Here is an 18700-nt window from a genome sequence, read left to right as displayed (position 1 = left end):
GGCCGGGGTTCCGCGACGGAACCCCGGCCTCCGCCGCACCGGCCGATCAGATCCGGCCAATCGCGTCGGCTTCACCGTCCGCCCTCCCCTCCCGGGACACCCGGACGGTGCGCAGAGCCCGCAGAGCGAGCGCCGCCAGGCCCACCGCCGACGAGATCAGGCCGCCGTAGACCAGAGCGGCGCGAGCGCCCTGGTGGGCGGCGACCCAGCCGGTCAGCAGCGCGCCGAACGGGGTCGAGCCCTGCACCAGCAGGGTGTAGAGCGCCAGGATCCGGCCCCGGTGGCCGGGGTCGGACCCCAGCTGGACCCGGTGGTTGACGGCCTGGGTGAAGTAGAGGGCGGTCAGGCCGGTGACCGCCAGCAGCACCAGGGCGGTGCCCTGCCCCGGGGCCAGCCCCGCCAGCGCCTCCGCCGCCCCGAAGGCGAGGGCGGCACCGGCCACCAGCGTCTCCGACGGACGGCCCACGCGTCCCGTGCCGATCAGGGCGCCGAGCAGCGATCCCACGGCGACGGCCGAGGTGAACAGGCCGAAGGAGCCGGCGTCGGCGTGGAACACGGTCTTGGCCAGCAGCGGCAGGGTGAGCTGGAAGTTCAGGCCGAAGACCCCGACCAGGGCGACCGCGGCCAGCGGCAGCAGCAGGTCGGGGCGGGCCGCCACGTACCGCAGGGCGTCGACGGTCCGTCCGTCCCGCGCGGGGCCGGCCCGCCGCAGCAGTTCCCCGGGGCGCATCAGCAGCAGCGCCGCCACCGTGGCCAGATAGCTGGCCGCGTTGAGCAGGGACACCGGTCCGATGCCGAGCCAGGTGATCGCCAGACCGCCCAGCGCGGGCCCGAAGATGCGCGCCAGGTTGAAGTAGGCGGCGCTCAGCGCCGAGGCGTTGGGCAGCAGGTCGCCGCCGACCATCTCGTGCACGAAGGACATCCGGGCCGGCGTCTCGATCGCGTTGACCAGGCCGAGGCAGAAGGCCAGCGCGCACACGTGCCACACGCGTACGGCCCCCGTGAACACCAGAGGGGCCAGGATCAGGGACAGGGCGGCCGAGACCAGGTTGGCCGCGAGCAGGATCACCCGCTTGTCGTGGCGGTCGGCGAGCCGGCCGCCGTAGAGGGAGAGGAACAGCATGGGCGCGAACTGAAGCGCCGTCACCAGGCCGAGAACGGTGGCCGAGTCGCCGGACAGGGAGAGCACCAGCCAGTCCTGGGTGACGAGCATCATCCAGGTGCCGATCACCGAGACGAGCTGGCCGACGAAGAACAGCCGGAAGTTGCGCACCGACAGGGACCGGCCGATGGACCGGAGGTTGCGGCGTACGGACCAGGACCGGCCGATGGCACGGAAGTTGCGCACCGACAAAGCCCGGCCGGTGGCACGGAAGGTGCGACGCACCGACCAGGACCGCCCGATGGCCCGGAACCGGGGCGTGGGCCCGGTGGGCGGCGCGGGGCGCGGGCGGGTCTCCTGGTTCACGGGCCCGCCTGTTCGCGGCACGCGAGCAGTTCCTCCAGGAAGCCCAGGACGCGCAGATGGTAGGAGCGGGCGGCCCAGCCGAGGCTGATGTTGTGGCCCGCGTCCGGCTGCCGGTCCACCGTGACCCGGGCCGACCGGAGATGCCCGGCGAGCTCCGTCAGGGTGTCGGTGTCGTGCAGCCACCAGTTCTCGTACTCCGCGAACGTGAACCGGACCGGGACCCGGACCCGGGCGGCCACGCCGGGGAACAGCTCCGACCACTGCCCCAGCTCCCGCAGCTCCACCGGGGGCATCGGTGCCAGCAGGGGCCTGCTGTAGCGGAAGCTGTTCGGCGGGTAGAGCCGCAGCGGCCCCCAGTGCCACTTCCAGGACTCGCGGGCGAGGTCGCCCGGCGGTTCCCCGAGGTCCACGGCGTAGCGGTGGCCGCACCCGGACACGTCCACGCCGATGATCCGGTCGCACACGTCGTCGGCGGTGGCCGTCAGCGCCACCTTGCCGCCGAAGGAGTGCGCGACCAGCAGGAACCCGGCACCCGTGGGAAAGCGCCGGGCGTAGTCGTCGAGCGCCGCGTGCAGGGTCGCCGACTGTTCGGCGAGGCTCTGCCCCTCGGGTATCTCCCGGGCCGACCGGCCGTAGCCGGGACGGTCCAGGCTCAGCACCGCGAACCCGAGGCTCGCCCCCAGCCCCAGCAGCGACACGCTCGGATGCGCCTGCCCGTCGAAGTACCCGGCCGTCATCCCGCCCCCGTGCACGGCGACCACGACCGCCCGGGGCGGCGGCCCGTCCGGCGCGATGTGCAGCCCCGACAGGGTGATGCCGCCCGCGTCCAGGGTGATGTCCGTGACTCCGGAGGTCCTGGTCGCGAGGGTGCGCTCCAGGGCGGGGGCCGAGGCCGGGGTGTGCTGCGTCCGCTGCGTCGCCACCGTCGTCTCCTTCGTGCTCATGCCGTGTACGGGCGGCGCCCGCGGGCCTGTCGGAGGGCGACGGCCCACCACACCAGCTGGCCGAGCATGGTCTTCGCCGCCGCGTCGAGGCCCGGCACGTCCCGTGGGTTGCCGTCCTCGTCGAAGTGGCTGCGGGCGTCCGCGAAGCTGACGCCGTCCCGCAGGGTGGCGACATGGAGCTCGGCGAAGATCTGCCGCAGCTGCTCCACCGCCCGCAGCCCCCGGGAGCGGCCGCCGTAGGAGACGAAGGAGACCGGCTTGCCGCGCCACTGCGTGGGATGCCAGTCGAGCACGCTCTTCAGGACGGCGGGGCAGCCGTGGTTGTACTCGGCGGTGACGACCACATAGGCGTCGGCCGCCTCGATGCGGGTCGCCACCTCGTCGAGCCGGTGCCGGGCGGCGGCGGCCCGGTCCGGGGAGACCACCACCGGCAGATCGGCCGCGACGGCGTCGATCACGTCGACACTGAACCCGCCGTACTGCTCGGCCTGCCGGGTCAGCCAGCGGGCGACCACCGGACCCGAGCCGCTCTCCGGCGGACTGCTGGTGATCACTGCGAGGCGTACGGACTCTCCGGGCATGGCTGACCTCCCCTGGGATCGGAATTCTCTGTGGCACGGTCTCTGGCACGGGCTGACAGGCAGGGCACGGGCGGCTCCCCCGGCGAGGCGCGCGGGGCGCCGCCGGCCACCAGGACGGTCCGCTCGCCGCGGCCCGCGGCCTCGGGGCCGGTCCGGTCGCCGACCACCATCAGCAGTCCGACGGCCGCCGTCGCCGCCGCGGCCACCGCCAGGGCGCCGCCGGCGGCGCCGAGGTGGAAGCCGTCGTCCAGGACGGCGACGCCGACCAGGGACGCGACGACGGGATTGGCGAGCGTGGTGGCCACCAGTGGCACGGTGAGTCCGGCCCCGCGGTACGAGGCCTGGGACGCGGCCACCCCGGCGAGGGCGAGCACCCCCGTCAGGCACAGCCCCGCCGCCTCGGCGCCCGCGCCGGACACGCCCCAGCCGGCCACGACCGCCTTGACGTGGACCGAGGCCACTCCGAACGCCACTCCGGCCGCCACCCCGAGCACGGCTCCGCGCGCCGCCGGCCACCGGGTCGCGGCCGCGGCCCCGGCCAGCAGGGCCACCGCGCCGACGCCCAGGGCCGCGACCACCGACTGCTGCCGGACGGACAGCAGCACCTCCGGCCCGGTGTCGACCAGTCCGGTCAGCACCGCGAGCCCACCGGTGACCAGCCCCACCCCGGCCCACACCGCCCGCCGCCCCGGCACCGCCCGGCCCGGCGCGGCGAGGGGCAGGGCGAACACCAGGGTGAGCGCTCCCAGCGGCTGTACGAGGGTGAGCGGACCCCAGCGCAGCGCGAGCGCGTGCAGCAGTCCGCCGCCGCCGTTCAGGGTGAGCGCCGTCCACCAGAGGCCGGAGCGCAGGGTGGCCCGCACGGCCGACTGCCGGGCCGCGCCGGCGACCCGCTCCTGGAACAGCGCCCCCACGGCATAGCAGGCCGCCGACACCAGACAGAGCAGGACCGACAGCGCCAAGGAACTCATCGTCCGTTCAGTCCTTGATCTCGCAGATCACGGCGCCGGAGGTGAGGGAGGCACCGACCTCGGCGGCGAGGCCCTTGACGGTGCCGGCCTTGTGCGCGTTGAGCGGCTGTTCCATCTTCATCGCTTCGAGGACGACGATCAGGTCGCCTTCCTCGACCTCCTGGCCCTCCTCGACGGCGACCTTGACGATCGTGCCCTGCATGGGCGAGGCGAGGGTGTCGCCGGAGGCGACCGGGCCGGACTTCTTCGCGGCCCGGCGCTTCGGCTTGGCCCCGGCGGCCAGACCGGTGCGGGCCAGGGTCATGCCCAGGGTGGAGGGCAGCGAGATCTCCAGCCGCTTGCCGCCGACCTCGACGACCACGGTGTCGCGGCCCGTCTCGTCGTCCGTCTCGGTGTCGACGGGCACCGTGAAGGGCTTGATCTCGTTGGCGAACTCGGTCTCGATCCACCGGGTGTGGACCGCGAAGGGCTCGCCCGTGAAGGCGGGGTCCCTGACCACCGCGCGGTGGAAGGGGATGGCGGTGGCCATGCCCTCGACCTGGAACTCGTCCAGCGCGCGGGCGGCCCGCTGGAGGGCCTCGGCGCGGGTGCGGCCGGTCACGATCAGCTTGGCGAGGAGGGAGTCCCAGGCCGGGCCGATCACGCTGCCGGCTTCGACGCCCGCGTCCAGGCGGACACCGGGCCCCGAGGGCGCGTCGAAGCGGGTGACGGTGCCGGGGGCGGGGAGGAAGTTGCGGCCGGGGTCCTCGCCGTTGATCCGGAACTCGAAGGAGTGCCCGCGCAGGGCCGGGTCGTCGTAACCGAGTGGTTCGCCGTCGGCGATCCGGAACATCTCCCGCACCAGGTCGATGCCCGCGACCTCCTCGGTCACCGGGTGCTCGACCTGGAGGCGGGTGTTGACCTCCAGGAAGGAGATCGTCCCGTCCTGCCCGACCAGGAACTCACACGTACCGGCGCCCTCGTAGGCGGCCTCCTTGAGAATGGCCTTGGACGCCCGGTACAGCTCGTCCACCTGCGCCTCGGACAGGAACGGCGCGGGCGCCTCCTCCACCAGCTTCTGGTGGCGGCGCTGCAGGGAGCAGTCGCGGGTGGAGACGACGACCACGTTGCCGTGCTTGTCGGCCAGGCACTGGGTCTCCACGTGCCGGGGGCGGTCCAGGTAGCGCTCGACGAAGCACTCGCCACGCCCGAACGCGGCCACCGCCTCACGCACCGCGGACTCGTACAGCTCGGGGACCTCTTCGAGGGTCCGGGCGACCTTCAGGCCGCGCCCGCCTCCGCCGAAGGCCGCCTTGATGGCGATCGGCAGACCGTGCTCGGCGGCGAACGCGACGACCTCGTCGGCGCCGGAGACCGGATCGGGGGTACCGGCCACCAGCGGGGCACCGGCCCGCTGGGCGATATGACGGGCCGCCACCTTGTCACCCAGATCACGGATCGCCTGCGGCGGCGGGCCGATCCACGTCAGACCCGCGTCCAGGACCGCCTGCGCGAACTCGGCGTTCTCCGAGAGGAAGCCGTAACCGGGGTGGACCGCGTCCGCGCCGGTCTCCCGGGCGGCCCGCAGCACCTTGTCGATGTCCAGATAGCTGGTGGCCGGGGTGTCACCGCCCAGGGCGAACGCCTCATCCGCGGCGCGGACATGCAGAGCGTCACGGTCCGGATCCGCATAGACGGCCACGCTCGCGAGACCGGCGTCCCGGCAGGCCCGGGCCACGCGGACAGCGATCTCACCGCGGTTGGCGATGAGCACCTTACGCACGATGATCCATCCTTTCCTTGTCGCAGCCCTGGTGGGGGCCGGTCGATGAGGGGTCAGCCCAGCCAGGGCCGGCGGGCGGTGTTCCGCAGGTGCGCCGAGCGCCAGCTCAGCGGGGCGTCCGCGGTGTGGCGGGTGCCCGACCTGCTCCAGCGCGGGGACTGTGCGCACGGCTCCTCGGCGCACACCTCGTGGTGTGCGACGCGCTGCAGCAGTACGGCGGTGAGGGCGGCCAGTTCGGCGGGGCCGACGGTGCCCTTCTCGACGCGGATCAGTGGTTCGGTGGTCATCGGGACACTCCTCATTGCGGCGGGTTGCCGTGCTTGCGGGAGGGCAGTTCGGCGTGCTTGGCCCGGAGCATCGCCAGGGACCTGATCAGCACCGCCCGGGTCTCGCGCGGGTCGATGACGTCGTCGATCAGGCCGCGTTCGGCGGCGTAGTAGGGGTGCATCAGCTCGGTGCGGTACTCCTCGATCTTTCGCCGCCGGACCGCGTCCGGGTCGTCGGAGGCGTTGATCTCCCGGCGGAAGATGACGTTGGCGGCGCCCTCCGCGCCCATGACCGCGATCTCGTTGGTGGGCCAGGCGAGGGCGAGGTCGGCGCCGATGGAGCGGGAGTCCATGACGATGTACGCGCCGCCGTACGCCTTGCGCGTGATCAGGGAGATGCGCGGGACGGTGGCGTTGCAGTACGCGTAGAGCAGCTTGGCGCCGCGCCGGATGATGCCGTTGTGCTCCTGGTCGACGCCGGGCAGGAAGCCGGGGACGTCGACCAGGGTGACCAGGGGGATGTTGAAGGCGTCGCAGAGCTGGACGAACCGGGCCGCCTTCTCCGAGGACTCGATGTCGAGGACCCCTGCGGTGGCGGCGGGCTGGTTGGCGACCAGGCCCACGACATGCCCGTCCAGCCGGGCGAAGGCGACCACGATGTTGGGCGCCCACAGGGCGTGCACCTCGAAGAAGTCGCCGTCGTCGACGATCTCCTCGATGACGGCCCGGACGTCGTAGGAGCGGTTGGCGTCGGCCGGGACCAGGTCCAGCAGGGCGTCCGTGGGGCGGTCGGCCGGGTCGTCGGTCGCGACGGCCGGCGGGGTCTCCCGGTTGTTGGAGGGGAGCAGTCCGAGCAGGAAGCGGACGTCCTCCAGGCAGCCCTCCTCGTCGTCGTAGGCGAAGTGTGCGACACCGCTGGTCGCGGCGTGCACATCGGCGCCGCCGAGGCCGTTCTGGGTGATCTCCTCGCCGGTCACGGCCTTCACCACGTCCGGTCCGGTGATGAACATCTGCGAGGTGTCGCGGACCATGAAGACGAAGTCGGTGAGGGCCGGCGAGTAGGCCGCGCCGCCCGCGCACGGGCCGAGCATCACGCTGATCTGCGGGATGACGCCGGAGGCACGGGTGTTGCGCTGGAAGATGCCGCCGTAGCCGGCGAGTGCGGTGACGCCCTCCTGGATGCGGGCGCCGGCCCCGTCGTTGAGGCTCACCACGGGCGCGCCGGCCGACTCGGCCATGTCCATGATCTTGTGGATCTTCTGGGCGTGCGCCTCGCCGAGGGCTCCGCCGAAGATCCGGAAGTCGTGGGCGTAGACGAACACGGTCCGGCCGTCGATGGTGCCCCAGCCGGTGACCACGCCGTCCGTGTAGGGCTTCCTGGCCTCCAGGCCGAAGCCGGCCGCGCGGTGCCGGCGCAGCGGCTCGACCTCGTTGAACGAGTCCTTGTCCAGGAGCAGTTCGATGCGTTCCCGGGCGGTGAGTTTTCCCTTGCCGTGCTGGCGCTCGGTGGCCGCGGGGTCCGGTCCCGCGAGGACCGACTCCTTGATCGCGGCCAGTTCGTCCAGGCGGTCCTGGACGGTGTTCCCACTGGCGGGCATGGCTTCCCCCTTCTCGGCGTGGTGTGGTGTGAGGTGCCGGTCAGACGGCGGTGACGGGGTCCCCGGCCGCGGCGAACAGTTCCAGGGCGGACGCGACATGGGCCGCGTCGTGCGTGGTGTGGGCGGGGACGCCGGGGGCGATCCGGCGGCAGAGTCCGGCGAGGACCTTGCCGGGGCCCACTTCGAGGATCCGGTCCGTGCCGGCGTCGGCGATGCGGGTGACCGACTCGGTCCAGCGCACCCGGCCGGTGAGCTGCCGCCGCAGGGCGTCGACGACCTCGTCGGCACTGGTCAGCGGTGCGGCCGTGACCGCGGAGAGCACGGGGACGGCCGGGTCGCGGAACTCGGTGTCCAGCAGGGCGCGGGTGAACTCCTCCTCCACGGGCGCCATGAGGCTGCTGTGGAAGGGTGCGCCGACCTTCAGCGCGAGGGCGCGGGTGGCGCCGGCGGCCCGCGCGGCCGTGATCAGCTCGTCGACCGCCGCGGCCTGTCCGGAGACGACGGTCTGCGCGAACTCGTTGTCGTTGGCGACCTCGACGACCTGGCCGGTCAGTTCCTGGACGGCGGTGCAGAGGCCTTCCACGGTGCGCAGGTCCAGGCCCATCACCGCGGCCATCCGGCCGGGCACCCGCTCGTTGACGGCGGCCATCAGCCGGCCGCGCAGCCGGACCAGCCGCAGGGCGTCGCGCCAGTCCAGGGCGTCGGCGGCGACCAGCGCCGCGAACTCCCCCAGGCTGTGCCCGGCCACCAGGGCGGGGCGGACCCCGTGGCGGCGCAGGACGTCGAGCACGGCGACGCTGGTGAGCAGGATCGCGGGCTGGGTGATCGCGGTGTCGGCGAGCGTCTCGGCGGGGCCCTCCTGGCACAGTTCGGTGAGCGGGAGGCCGAGGAGTTCGTCGGCGGGCCGGTAGTAGGCGTCGAGCAGATGGGGCCAGGTCTCGACGAGGTCCCGGCCCATGCCGACGCGTTGGGAGCCCTGGCCGGGGAAGACGAAGGCGGTGGTGGTCATGTCGTTGTCTCCTTCACACGTACGGCCCTGGTCAGGTGCGCGATCCCGGCCAGCGCGGGGGCGGCGTCGCCCTCGTGGAGCCACTCGGCGGGCAGCGGCCGGATCCGCAGGGGCAGGGCCGGGGCGCCCGGGACGGCGACGGCCGCGTGGGCGGGGGCGCGGGACAGGTCGAGGACCGTCCAGTGCGGGGGCCGGCGCCAGGGGCCGTGGCCCGGCGTGCCCAGGTAGTCGGCGTGCGCGGGGCGTTCCAGTCCGGTGCCGATGCCCTTGAGGTAGGCCTCCTTACGGGCCCACAGCTGTCCGAGTGCGGCGCCGCGCCGGTCCCGCGGCAGCGCTTCGAGTTCGGCGCGCTCACCGGGGTGCAGCAGGCCGACGCACACCTCCGTGGCCCGCTCGGTGGGCCGACGCTGGATGTCGACCCCCACCGGCGCCGGGGCCACGGCGACCAGGGCGCACCCGCCGCTGTGCGACAGCGAGAAGTGCGGCGCGGGCGCGGGGCCGGGCCGCACGGCGGGCCGGCCGTGCGGTGCGCCGCAGCCCGGGCAGAGTTCACGCACGTACGCCACGTCCTCGGGCGCGAGGCCGAGCACGGCAGCGAGCAGCCGGCGCAGTGCGATATGCGCGGCCGTGTACAACAGCCCGTCCCGCGGCCGCAGAAAGCCTGCGGCCCGGCTACGCTCCCGCCCGTCGAGCTCGGCCACAGCAAGCCGACGCCCACCACCGGCCGGGACCGGCGACCGCACCAACCAGAGGTCGACGGGGATCCGGGCATCCTGCTCGGCAGACACCCGAACGCCCCGCTCGGCAGGCATCCCGTCGGCCCGCTCGGCAGGCATCCCGTCGGCCCGCTCCACCGGCACCCGCACGCCTCGCCCCACGAACACCCGGTCGTCCCGCTCGACGGCGATCCCGTCGGCCCGCTCGACGGACGCCCGAGCGTCCCGCTCCACGGACACCGGGGCATCCTGCTCGGCGGGCACCGGGGCGTTCCGCTCGGCGGGCTGCCGGGGGGCTCCGGTGGTGTGCCGGGTGGAATGGGCCGTCGGCGCCTTGTCCTCGCTGTGGTTCGTCATGGCGCGCTCGACCGGGAGGTGCGGCGGGGCAGGAAGGCGGTGGCCGAGACGGCGAGTCCGGCGGTGCCGACGGCGGTGATGAGGAGGAGGGCCGGGTGGTAGGCGGCGAGGGTGTCGGCGGCGGAGGCTCCGGGTCCCGGGCGGTGGGCCGTCATCAGCGCGGCCACCAGGGCGGGCATCAGGACGGCCCCGAACTGGACGGCCGTCTGGTAGACGCCGCCGGCGACGCCGGGTTCCGCCTCGGGGGCGGCGGCGAGGGCCTGGAGGTGCAGCGCGGCGAAGCAGAGGACGAAGGCCGCGCCGAGCAGGAGCAGGGTGGGCAGGACGTCGGTGGCGTAGCGGGTGGGGACCGACGTACGGAGGTACAGGGCGTAGCCGAGCGGCGGTGCCAGATAGCCGACGCCGATCAGGCGGGCGGCGCCGAAGCGCTGCACCAGCCGCCCGGAGTACGCGGCGGAGAGCGCCAGTGGCAGCGCGGCGGGCAGCAGGGCCAGTCCGGTCCTCGCCGGTGACCAGCCCAGGACCGTCTGGAGGTGGAAGGTGACGACGAACAGCAGGCCCAGATACGACCCGTTGAGCGCGGCGGCGCCGAACGCGGAGCGCCGCAGGGCGGGTCGGGCGAGCACCCGGGGCGGCAGCAGCGGGTGCTCGGCCCGCCGTTCCCTGGCCACGACCAGCGTGGTCAGGGCGGCGGCGAGTCCGAACGCGGTGAGCGTCCCGGGCGCGGCCCAGCCGTGCCGGGGCACGTTCACGATGCCGTACACCAGGGCGGGGAGCGCGGCGGCCAGGCCCAGCGCGGTGGGCAGTTCGTAGGGCCGGCCGCCGTCCGCCCGGGTCCTGCCGCGCTGTTCGGGTACGAGCCGCAGCCCGGCCAGCAGCAGCACCGCGGCGACCGGGGCGGGGAAGGCGAACGTCCAGCGCCAACTGGCCTCGGTCAGCAGCCCGGAGAGCACCAGGCCCAGGGAGAAGCCGCTCGCCCCGAAGAGGCTGTACACGGAGACGGCGCGGTTGCGGGCGGGGCCCTCCGGAAAGGTGCTGGTGATGATCGCCAGTCCGGTGGGTGCGGTGAGCGCGGCGCACACGCCCTTGACGATCCGGGTGGCGACCAGCAGCCCCATGGTGTCGGCCAGCGCCCCGGCCAGCGAGGCGGCGGCGAAGACGGAGACGGCGGCGAGGTACACCCGGCGCCGTCCGAGCCGGTCCACCAGCCGGGTGCCGAACAGCAGGGCCGCCGCGAAGCCGGTGGCGAAGCCGGTCATGACCCACTGCAACGTGGTCGGGTCGGCCCCCAGGTCCTTGCCGACGGAGGGCAGGGCGACCACGCTCACCGACACCTCCAGGGCGTCGATGAGCATGTTGCCGGCCAGCACCGTCAGCAGCGCCCACTGGCGCGGGCTCCACCGGCCGGCCGCCGTGCCGTCCGCGCCGGGCTGTTCGGCGACCGGTGTCGTGGTCGTCGGTCTCATCGTCCTGCCCCCGTCCCGTCCTGTCCCGTCCCGCTGTCTCGTCCTGTCCGTCCCCGTCGTGCGGTCAGCCGACGAGGGTGCCGCCGCTGGCGTCGACGAAGGAGCCGGTGATCCAGCGGGCCTCGTCGGAGGCGAGCAGCGCGACGACGTCGGCGACGTCCCGGGGTTCGCCGACCCGGTTGAAGACCGACAGCTGGGCCATCTGCTCGACGGCCTCGGGGATGTCGAAGACCGGGTTGTCGTTGCGGGTGATGCCGGGGGCGACGCTGTTGATCGTGATGCCGCGCGGGCCGAGGTGCTTGGCGAAGTGCAGGGCGAGCATCTCGACGGCGCCCTTGCTCATCGCGTAGGCGATCTCCTGGGGGTTGGCGGTCTTGGTGAGGCCCGTGGAGATGTTGATGATGCGGCCGCCGTCGGGCATGACGGTCAGCGCCCGCTGGATGATGAAGAACGGCGCCTTGGCGTTGACCGCGACGATCCGGTCGAACAGCTCGGGGGTGGTGTCCTCCGGCGCCACCCCGCCCATCACCCCGGCGTTGTTGACGAGGATGTTCAGGTCGGTGGTGCCGGTGCGCTCCTTGAGCCCCTGCTCCACACCGAGGAACAGCTCGTGGACGTCGCCGGGAACGCCGAGTTCGGCCTGGACGGCGAAGGCCCGGCCGCCCTCCTTCTCGATGGTGCGGATGACGTCGTCGGCCGCCTCCTGGTTGCTGGTGTAGTGCACGGCGACGAGTGCTCCCTCGCCGGCCAGGCGCAGGGCCGTCGCCCGGCCTATGCCTCGGCTCGATCCCGTGACCAGTGCTGTCTTGCCGGTGAGCGTTCCCATCGTGGCCTTCCTCAGGTTGCCGTGGCCGGCCGCTGCGGCGGATGCCCGGGCCGGTGTGTCGGTTGCGGTGGTGCGTGGGCCGGGCGCGGGGGCGCCGGGCGGGGTGCCGAACCAGCGGTGCAGGGCCGCCGGGAGGCCGGTGGTGGTGCCGGGCGTCGCCGCCCAGGCGGTGTAGCCGTCCGGGCGGAGCAGGACGGCGGCGGTGTCCGCGAGGTCCGCGCTGTCCGCGCTGTCCGTGGTGTCCGCGCTGCGCGTCGTGTCGGCGCCGTCCCGGAGGCGGGCCGTCACGAGGGACACCCGCCCGGCCCAGGGGCGGAGCACGGCGGACCACTCCGCCTCGCGCCCGGCGTCCCCGGAGAGGTCGAGCAGCACGCCCCGGCCCGCCCGCAGCAGCGCGGCCGGGGTGGTCTCGCCGTCCGGGGTGGTCAGGGCGAACGGGGGGCAGCGCCGGCCGAGCAGCGGATGCGCGTCGCCCGCGGAGTCGCCCGCAGAGTCGTACGCGATGTCGAGGCCCGCGATCATGGCGGCGAGGTGGGCGCGGGCGGGCGGCAGCGCGGCCAGTTCCGCGAACACCTCGCGGACGGCCTCCACCTCCGGGCCGCCGAGCAGCAGCCGGGCCTGGGTCCTGATGTTGCCCAGGATGCGGCGGCCGACCGGATGGCGGTCGCCGTGGTAGGAGTCGAGCAGTTCCTCGCCGGCCCGGCCGGTCACCCGGGCGGCCAGCTTCCAGCCGAGGTCGACCGCGTCCTGGAGGGCGAGGTTGAGGGCCTGGCCGCCGATCGGCATCTGCCGGTGGGCGGCGTCCCCGGCGAGCAGGACGCGTCCCCTGCGGTACTCGGTGACCTGCCGGGAGGCGTCGCCGAAGGAGTTGACCCACAGCGGGGTGCCGTGGCCGATCTCCTCGCCGGTGACCCGGCGCCAGACGCCGGCGATCTCCGTGAAGGCGGGGTCCGTGGTGCGGGGCCGGGCGGGGCTGCCGAAGGCGTGCACCATGACCCGGGTGACGCCGTCGGGGCGGCGGGCCGCGATCGCCAGCCCCCGTTCCAGCCGCTGGAAGCGCCGGTTGGGGATGTCGATGCCGGCGACGTCGGCCCGCAGCAGTTCCCGCTCGGCGTCCGTTCCGGCGAAGTCGAAGCCCGCCAGCCGTCGTACGGCGCTCTGCTCGCCGTCGCATCCGACGACGTACTCCGCGCGGACCGTCACCGGCCCGTCGGGGCCGGTGAGTTCGGCCAGGACGTGGTCGGAGGCGGTGGTGGTCAGCGCGCGTAGTTCGTGGCCGCGCAGCAGCTTCGCGTCCTGTCCGGTGCTCCACTCCTGCAGCACCCGTTCGACGTCCGCCTGGAGGATCTTCCACTGCCCGGGGTGGCTGCTGGGCAGGGTCAGGTCGAGCGGGATGCCGCCGAAGTGCCCGGCCGGTTCGTTCGGCGGGGTGCCGAACGACTCCAGCAGGCCGCGGGCGTCGAGGGTCTCCATGGTCCGGGCGTGCAGGGTCGAGGCCCGGGACTCGGTGGTGGGGGTGGTCAGCCGTTCGGCGACCAGCACCTCGGCGCCGCCGAGCCGCAGTTCCCCGGCGAGCATCAGCCCCGCGGGGCCCGCCCCGACCACGAGTACCTGGGTGCGCAGGGTGCCGGACATGGTCAGCGCGCCTCGGCGTGGGCCTTGGCGTGCCCCAGCGTGGCGCGGCTGTTGGTGCTCAGCGCGGTGTGGACGTACTCCCGGGCCTCGGCGACACCGGCGTCCGGGCCGAGGATCCGGCTGATGTTCGCGGTGTTGAGGACCACGGTGTGCTGGGAGGAGGCCGTCGTGCCGTCCGCGTCCTGGGTGAAGGTCCAGTAGCCGGTGTGCAGGGTCATCAGGGCGGGCAGGGTCACCTGCTTGTAGGCGATCTTCCGGCCCTCGAAGCACACCCGGTAGGACTTGGTGAGGTGGGTGGAGCCGTCCTTGGCGCGGGTCTCCATCTCCAGGGTCTGCAGCCCGGGCACGTCCTCGTCGAGCCGGACCGAGGCGACGTGCGGCAGCCGCTCCTGCCACAGGTGGGCCTCGTTGATGAAGTCGTAGGCGTCCTTGGCGGAGCCGGCGATCCGCACGGAGTCCTCGAAGGAGAAGGTCACCTCCTCGGCGGCGTGGGCGAGTTCGACGTTGGTCTTCAGGGCCGCGAGTTCGGAGCGCGAGTTGCGGTCCACCGCCTCGTCGATCCAGCGCAGGCCGTCCGGGTCGTCGTCGACGGCGCGGTAGTCGTGCAGCAGCCGGATCCGGGAGGTGGACTCGTCGAGCGGCTCGATGATCCAGGTGCCGCCCATGGCGGCGACCGGCGGGGTGGAGACCTCCTGGCGGAACTCGATGCGCAGCCGGCCGGGGTCCAGGACGCGGCGGGAGGTCCAGTTCTTGGCCTCGCCGTTGGCCGTGGCCCAGATCCGGATGCGTTCGGTGTCCCCGGCGCGCTCCAGGTGGTCCACGTAGATGGTCGGCGGGAAGATCCGCGGCCAGTTCTCGACCTCGGCGATCAGACGGTAGACGGCGGCGGCCGGAGCCGAGACCGTGATCTCGTGCTCCACCTCGCGCAGGCCGGGCTGCGGCATGGTCAGGCTCCTTGGGGTGAGTGCGGGGTCGTGGGGCGGGGCGGGGCGCTCAGAAGTTGCCCAGGCCACCGCAGACGTTGAGCGCCTGGGAGGTGATGGAGGCGGCGGTGTCGGAGGCCAGGTAGCCGACCAGGCCGGCCACCTCGTCCGCGGTGGAGTAGCGGCCCAGCGGGATCTTGGCCTGGAACTTCTCCAGGATCGCGTCCTCGGTGACCTCGTAGGCGGCGGCGTAACCGGCGCGCACCCGCTGTGCCATCGGCGTCTCGACGTAGCCCGGGCAGACCGCGTTGACGGTGATCCCGGTGGGCGCCAGCTCGTTGCCGAGGGCCTTGGTGAAGCCGACCACGCCGTGCTTGGACGCGGAGTACGGGGCGCCGAGGACGACGCCCTGCTTGCCCGCGGTGGACGCGATGTTGATGATGCGGCCCCAGTCCTTGTGGCGCAGGCCGCCGGTGTTGAGGACCGCGTGGGTGAGGCGGAAGACGCTGTTGAGGTTGGTGTCGATGACGTCGTCCCACAGTTCCTCGGCGATGTCGGCCGTGACACCGCCGCCGCTGCGGCCCGCGTTGTTGACCAGGATGTCGACGGTGCCGAAGCGGTCGACGGCGGCCTGGACGAAGGCGTGCGCCGATTCGGTGGAGCGCACGTCGAGGGTGGCGCCGTCGGCGTCGATGCCCTCGCTCTGCAGCTGCTTCACCGTCTCCGTCACGTTCTCGGCGTTGCGGGCGCCGATGAACACCCGGTGGCCCGCGGCGCCCAGGATGCGGGCCGCGGCGAGGCCGATTCCGCTGGTGGCGCCGGTGATCAGGGCGACCCGGCCGTTCTGCTCTGTCATGTGCTTCTCCTTGCGCGGGAAGGGTCGAGGCGGCCCGGGGCGGGCGGGACCCGGGAAGGGCATGGCCCGGGATGGGCGGAGCCTGGGGTGGGAGCGGGCCGGTCCGTCGGGGGACGTACGGTCCGGCCCGCTCGGTCGGCCTGATCGGGGGAGGTCAGGCCGGGTCTGGGGTCAGGCGGCGACGTCGGCCGAGAGGAGCTCGTTGACGGCGGCGACGAGGGCCCGCGGGGTGGTGATGTCGGAGAGGTTGACGTCGTCGAGGCTGACGCCGAACTCGCGCTCGATACGGCCGCCGGTCTCCAGGAGCGCGAGGGACTCGTAGCCCAGCTCCTCGAAGTCGCTGTCCTCGATGTCGCCGTAGAGGTCGACGCCCTCTTCGCTGCCCGCGCTCTCCAGCAGGATGCGGCGCAGGTCGTCGAGGGTGAAGGTGCGTTCGGGCATGACGGTTTCCTCCGTGTGCCGGTGTGGGTGAAGTGGGGTGGGGGTGTGCGGTGGGATCGCGCGGGCGGCGGGTCAGTCCGCGGCGCGTACGACCACCGCGGAGTTGAAGCCGCCGTAGCCGCGGGCGACCACCAGGGCGGCGCGGACGGCGGCGGTGCGCGGGGCTCCGGTGACCAGGTCGAGCCGGTACTCCTCGGCGGGCCGCACGTTGGTGGTGGGCGGGACGACCCCGTCCTGGATCGCGAGCAGCGCGGCCGCCACGTCCAGGGGCGCGGCGCCCGAGTAGAGGCGTCCGGTCATCGTCTTGGGTGCCGTCACGGCCACTCCGCGCGGGCCGAAGACCTCGGTGAGGGCGTCGGCCTCGACGCGGTCCAGTGCGGGCACGCCCGCCGCGTCGGCGAAGACCACGTCGATGTCGCCGGGTTCGGCGCCGGCGTCGGCGAGCGCGGCGCGGATCGCCTGGCGCAGGCCGGGCGGGCGGCCGCTGTCGGGCCGGGGGTCGAAGGTGGCGCCGTAGCCGGCGATCTCGCCGTAGCTCCGGGCGCCCCGGGCGCGGGCCGTCGCGCCGTCCTCCAGGACGAGGATGGCACCGCCCTCGCCCGGTACGTGCCCGCCGGCGAGCGCGTCGAAGGGCACGTACGCCCGGTCCGGGTCGTCCTGCCGGCTCAGCCGTTCGGCGGCGAGCTGGGCGACCCAGCCCCAGGGGCAGATCGAGGCGTCGATCGCGCCGGAGACGATGAGCCGGGTGCCCTTGCGGATCTGCCGGCGCGCCTGGGCCAGGGCGTCGAGACCGCCCGCCTGGTCGCTGACCACGACACCGCTGGGGCCCTTCATGCCGTTGCGGATCGAGATCTGGCCGGTGTTGACGGCGTAGAACCAGGCGAAGGACTGGTAGGCGCTGACGTACTGGCCGCCCTTGCTCCAGAGCTTCTGCAGCTCGTTCTGCCCGAACTCGAAGCCGCCGGAGGAGCTGGCGGTGATCACGCCCATGTCGTAGGCGTTGAGTTCGCTGGGGGTGACCTCGGCGTCCTCCAGCGCCCAGTCGGCGGCGACCAGCGCGAGCCGGGTCATCCGGTCGGTCTGCGGCAGCAGCCGGCCGGGCAGATGGTCCTCGGCCACGAAGCCGGGCACCTCGCCGGCCAGCCGCGCCGGGTACTGGTCCGGGACGAACCGGGTCACCGGCCCGATGCCGCTCTCGCCCCTGAGCGTGGCCGCCCAGAAGTCCTTGGTGCCGAGGCCGTTGGGAGCGGCGATGCCGAGGCCCGTGACCACAACCGGGGTCGTCATGCGATGCTCCTGTCGGGCCGGGCCAGCACCATGGCGCTCTGGAAGCCGCCGAAGCCGCTGCCGACGGTCAGGACGGTGTCGGTGCGCCACTCCCGCGCCGTGATCGGCACGTAGTCGAGGTCGCACTCGGGGTCCGGGGTGTGCAGGTTGGCCGTGGGGGGAACGACGTTGTTCTCCATGGCCAGCGCGGAGGCCGCGATCTCGATGGAGCCGATCGCGCCGAGCGAGTGGCCCACCATCGACTTGATCGAGCTGACCGGCGTCCGGTAGGCGTGCTCGCCGAGGCTGCGCTTGAACGCGGCGGTCTCGTGGCGGTCGTTCTGCTTGGTGCCGGAGCCGTGCGCGTTGATGTAGTCGATCGCCGTCGGGTCGATCCGGGCCTCGTCGAGGGCGACGCCGATGGCCTCGGCCATCTCGGCGCCGTCCGGACGCAGTCCCGTCATGTGGAAGGCGTTGCAGCGGGAGGCGTAGCCGGCGATCTCCGCGTAGATGTGGGCTCCGCGGCGCCGGGCGCTCTCCAGCTCCTCCAGGACGAACACCGCCGAACCCTCGCCGAGGACGAAGCCGTTGCGGGTGCCGTCGAAGGGGCGGGAGGCGTGCTCCGGGTCGTCGTTGCGCGGGGTGGTCGCCTTGATCGCGTCGAAGCAGGCGACGGTGATCGGCGAGATCGGCGCGTCCGAGCTGCCCGCGATCATGACGTCCGCGGTGCCCTCCCGGATGATGTCCACCGCGTGCCCGACCGAGTCGAGGCCGGAGGTGCAGCCGGTGGAGACGACGGTCGAGGGGCCCTCGGCGCCCACCGCCCAGGCGACCTCGGCCGCGAAGGAGCTCGGCACGAAGTGGTTGTAGAGGTGCGGGACCGCGTAGCGGTGGTCGACCAGGTCGAGCCGGCCGCCGTCACTGACGACCCGGTACTCCTGGTCGAGGCCGGTGGTGGCGCCGACCGCGCTGCCGATGGTCACGCCGGTGCGGTGCGGGTCGAGTTCGGCCAGGGCGATGCCGCTGTCGGCGACGGCCTCCCGGGTCGCCACCACGGCGAGCTGGGCGGCCCGGTCCATCCGGCGGATCTCCTGCGGGCTCAGCCCGTGTTCCTCGGGGTCGAAGTCGATCTCCGCGGCCACCCGGGACCGGAAGGGAGCGGGGTCGAAGAAGGTGATGCCCCGCGTCGAGGTCCGCCCCTCGCTCAGCAGATTCCAGAAATTCTTCGCGCCTATACCGCCCGGAGCGAGCACTCCGATTCCGGTGATGGCGACACGGCGACCGGTCACGAGGAGGCTTCCCAGTGGTAGAACGACTTGGCCATGGCATCGGCGGGAGAGCGCCAGGTGGCGGGGTCGTAGGCCTGAATGTACGGCTTGAGGTCCTCGCTTATCTTCACGAAGCGGGGATCCGTCTTGGCCTCTTCGATGATCTCTCCGCCGTTGTCGGTGTCGAATTCCTGGAGATGGAAGTAGAGACCCTTGTAGAGAAAGAGCTGGCGGCGCCGGGTGCCCATGATGTGCGGCATTTCGGTGCCGTCGAACTCCTTGAAGAGCCGGGCCACGTCATAACGTGCGCCGGGTTCCATCCGGGCGACGATCAGCGTGCTGTGCAT

Annotated in this window: 17 protein-coding genes; all 17 read right to left on the bottom strand. The window is 73.4% G+C overall.

Annotated elements, in window-relative coordinates; all coding sequences use genetic code 11:
- Nucleotides 1-46: 46 nt before the first annotated feature.
- On the bottom strand, nucleotides 47-1468 hold the full coding sequence (locus ACIPSJ_RS05380; protein WP_401343640.1) for an MFS transporter: 1422 nt from the start codon (nucleotides 1466-1468) through the stop codon (nucleotides 47-49).
- Complete coding sequence (locus tag ACIPSJ_RS05375; RefSeq protein WP_401343637.1) at nucleotides 1465-2412, bottom strand: alpha/beta hydrolase; 948 nt, start codon at nucleotides 2410-2412, stop codon at nucleotides 1465-1467. The genes ACIPSJ_RS05380 and ACIPSJ_RS05375 overlap by 4 nt, the downstream gene beginning before the upstream one ends.
- Nucleotides 2409-2993, bottom strand: a complete 585-nt coding sequence (locus ACIPSJ_RS05370) for an NAD(P)H-dependent oxidoreductase (protein WP_355729664.1) — start codon at nucleotides 2991-2993, stop codon at nucleotides 2409-2411. Before ACIPSJ_RS05370 ends, ACIPSJ_RS05375 begins: the two co-directional genes overlap by 4 nt.
- Nucleotides 2963-3964, bottom strand: a complete 1002-nt coding sequence (locus tag ACIPSJ_RS05365; RefSeq protein ID WP_401343634.1) for a DMT family transporter — start codon at nucleotides 3962-3964, stop codon at nucleotides 2963-2965. The genes ACIPSJ_RS05370 and ACIPSJ_RS05365 overlap by 31 nt, the downstream gene beginning before the upstream one ends.
- 7 nt (nucleotides 3965-3971) lie before the next feature.
- Complete coding sequence (locus ACIPSJ_RS05360) at nucleotides 3972-5726, bottom strand: acetyl/propionyl/methylcrotonyl-CoA carboxylase subunit alpha (protein WP_401343632.1); 1755 nt, start codon at nucleotides 5724-5726, stop codon at nucleotides 3972-3974.
- Between the two features lie 53 nt (nucleotides 5727-5779).
- Nucleotides 5780-6013, bottom strand: coding sequence for an acyl-CoA carboxylase subunit epsilon (locus ACIPSJ_RS05355; RefSeq protein ID WP_401343629.1), 234 nt, complete (start codon nucleotides 6011-6013; stop codon nucleotides 5780-5782).
- A gap of 11 nt (nucleotides 6014-6024) precedes the next feature.
- The gene (locus ACIPSJ_RS05350) at nucleotides 6025-7590 is read right to left on the bottom strand and encodes an acyl-CoA carboxylase subunit beta (RefSeq protein ID WP_401343626.1); all 1566 of its coding nucleotides are present in this window, start codon (nucleotides 7588-7590) and stop codon (nucleotides 6025-6027) included.
- 40 nt (nucleotides 7591-7630) lie between these two features.
- Nucleotides 7631-8599: an ACP S-malonyltransferase gene (gene fabD, locus ACIPSJ_RS05345; protein ID WP_401343623.1), complete on the bottom strand. Its 969-nt coding sequence runs from the start codon at nucleotides 8597-8599 to the stop codon at nucleotides 7631-7633.
- Nucleotides 8596-9672, bottom strand: a complete 1077-nt coding sequence (locus ACIPSJ_RS05340; protein ID WP_401343620.1) for a 4'-phosphopantetheinyl transferase family protein — start codon at nucleotides 9670-9672, stop codon at nucleotides 8596-8598. The genes fabD and ACIPSJ_RS05340 overlap by 4 nt, the downstream gene beginning before the upstream one ends.
- Nucleotides 9669-11138, bottom strand: a complete 1470-nt coding sequence (locus ACIPSJ_RS05335; RefSeq protein WP_401343617.1) for an MFS transporter — start codon at nucleotides 11136-11138, stop codon at nucleotides 9669-9671. The genes ACIPSJ_RS05340 and ACIPSJ_RS05335 overlap by 4 nt, the downstream gene beginning before the upstream one ends.
- Nucleotides 11139-11202: 64 nt before the next feature.
- Nucleotides 11203-13599: an SDR family oxidoreductase gene (locus ACIPSJ_RS05330; protein ID WP_401343614.1), complete on the bottom strand. Its 2397-nt coding sequence runs from the start codon at nucleotides 13597-13599 to the stop codon at nucleotides 11203-11205.
- Between the two features lie 2 nt (nucleotides 13600-13601).
- Nucleotides 13602-14543, bottom strand: a complete 942-nt coding sequence (locus ACIPSJ_RS05325) for an aromatase/cyclase (RefSeq protein ID WP_365695697.1) — start codon at nucleotides 14541-14543, stop codon at nucleotides 13602-13604.
- Between the two features lie 49 nt (nucleotides 14544-14592).
- The gene (locus ACIPSJ_RS05320) at nucleotides 14593-15378 is read right to left on the bottom strand and encodes an SDR family NAD(P)-dependent oxidoreductase (protein ID WP_355712811.1); all 786 of its coding nucleotides are present in this window, start codon (nucleotides 15376-15378) and stop codon (nucleotides 14593-14595) included.
- A 171-nt stretch (nucleotides 15379-15549) separates the two neighbouring features.
- A complete protein-coding gene (locus ACIPSJ_RS05315; RefSeq protein WP_355712813.1) occupies nucleotides 15550-15819 on the bottom strand; it encodes an acyl carrier protein in 270 nt (89 codons plus the stop codon).
- Between the two features lie 72 nt (nucleotides 15820-15891).
- Nucleotides 15892-17106 (bottom strand): ketosynthase chain-length factor, encoded by a 1215-nt coding sequence (locus ACIPSJ_RS05310; RefSeq protein WP_401343610.1) that lies wholly within the window; start codon nucleotides 17104-17106, stop codon nucleotides 15892-15894.
- The gene (locus ACIPSJ_RS05305; protein WP_355712819.1) at nucleotides 17103-18374 is read right to left on the bottom strand and encodes a beta-ketoacyl-[acyl-carrier-protein] synthase family protein; all 1272 of its coding nucleotides are present in this window, start codon (nucleotides 18372-18374) and stop codon (nucleotides 17103-17105) included. The genes ACIPSJ_RS05310 and ACIPSJ_RS05305 overlap by 4 nt, the downstream gene beginning before the upstream one ends.
- Complete coding sequence (locus ACIPSJ_RS05300; RefSeq protein WP_355712822.1) at nucleotides 18371-18700, bottom strand: TcmI family type II polyketide cyclase; 330 nt, start codon at nucleotides 18698-18700, stop codon at nucleotides 18371-18373. The genes ACIPSJ_RS05305 and ACIPSJ_RS05300 overlap by 4 nt, the downstream gene beginning before the upstream one ends.

It is taken from the genome of Streptomyces sp. NPDC090088, assembly GCF_044747345.1.
In the GTDB taxonomy this organism is placed as follows: domain Bacteria; phylum Actinomycetota; class Actinomycetes; order Streptomycetales; family Streptomycetaceae; genus Streptomyces.
This window is presented reverse-complemented; position numbering and strand designations above follow the sequence as displayed.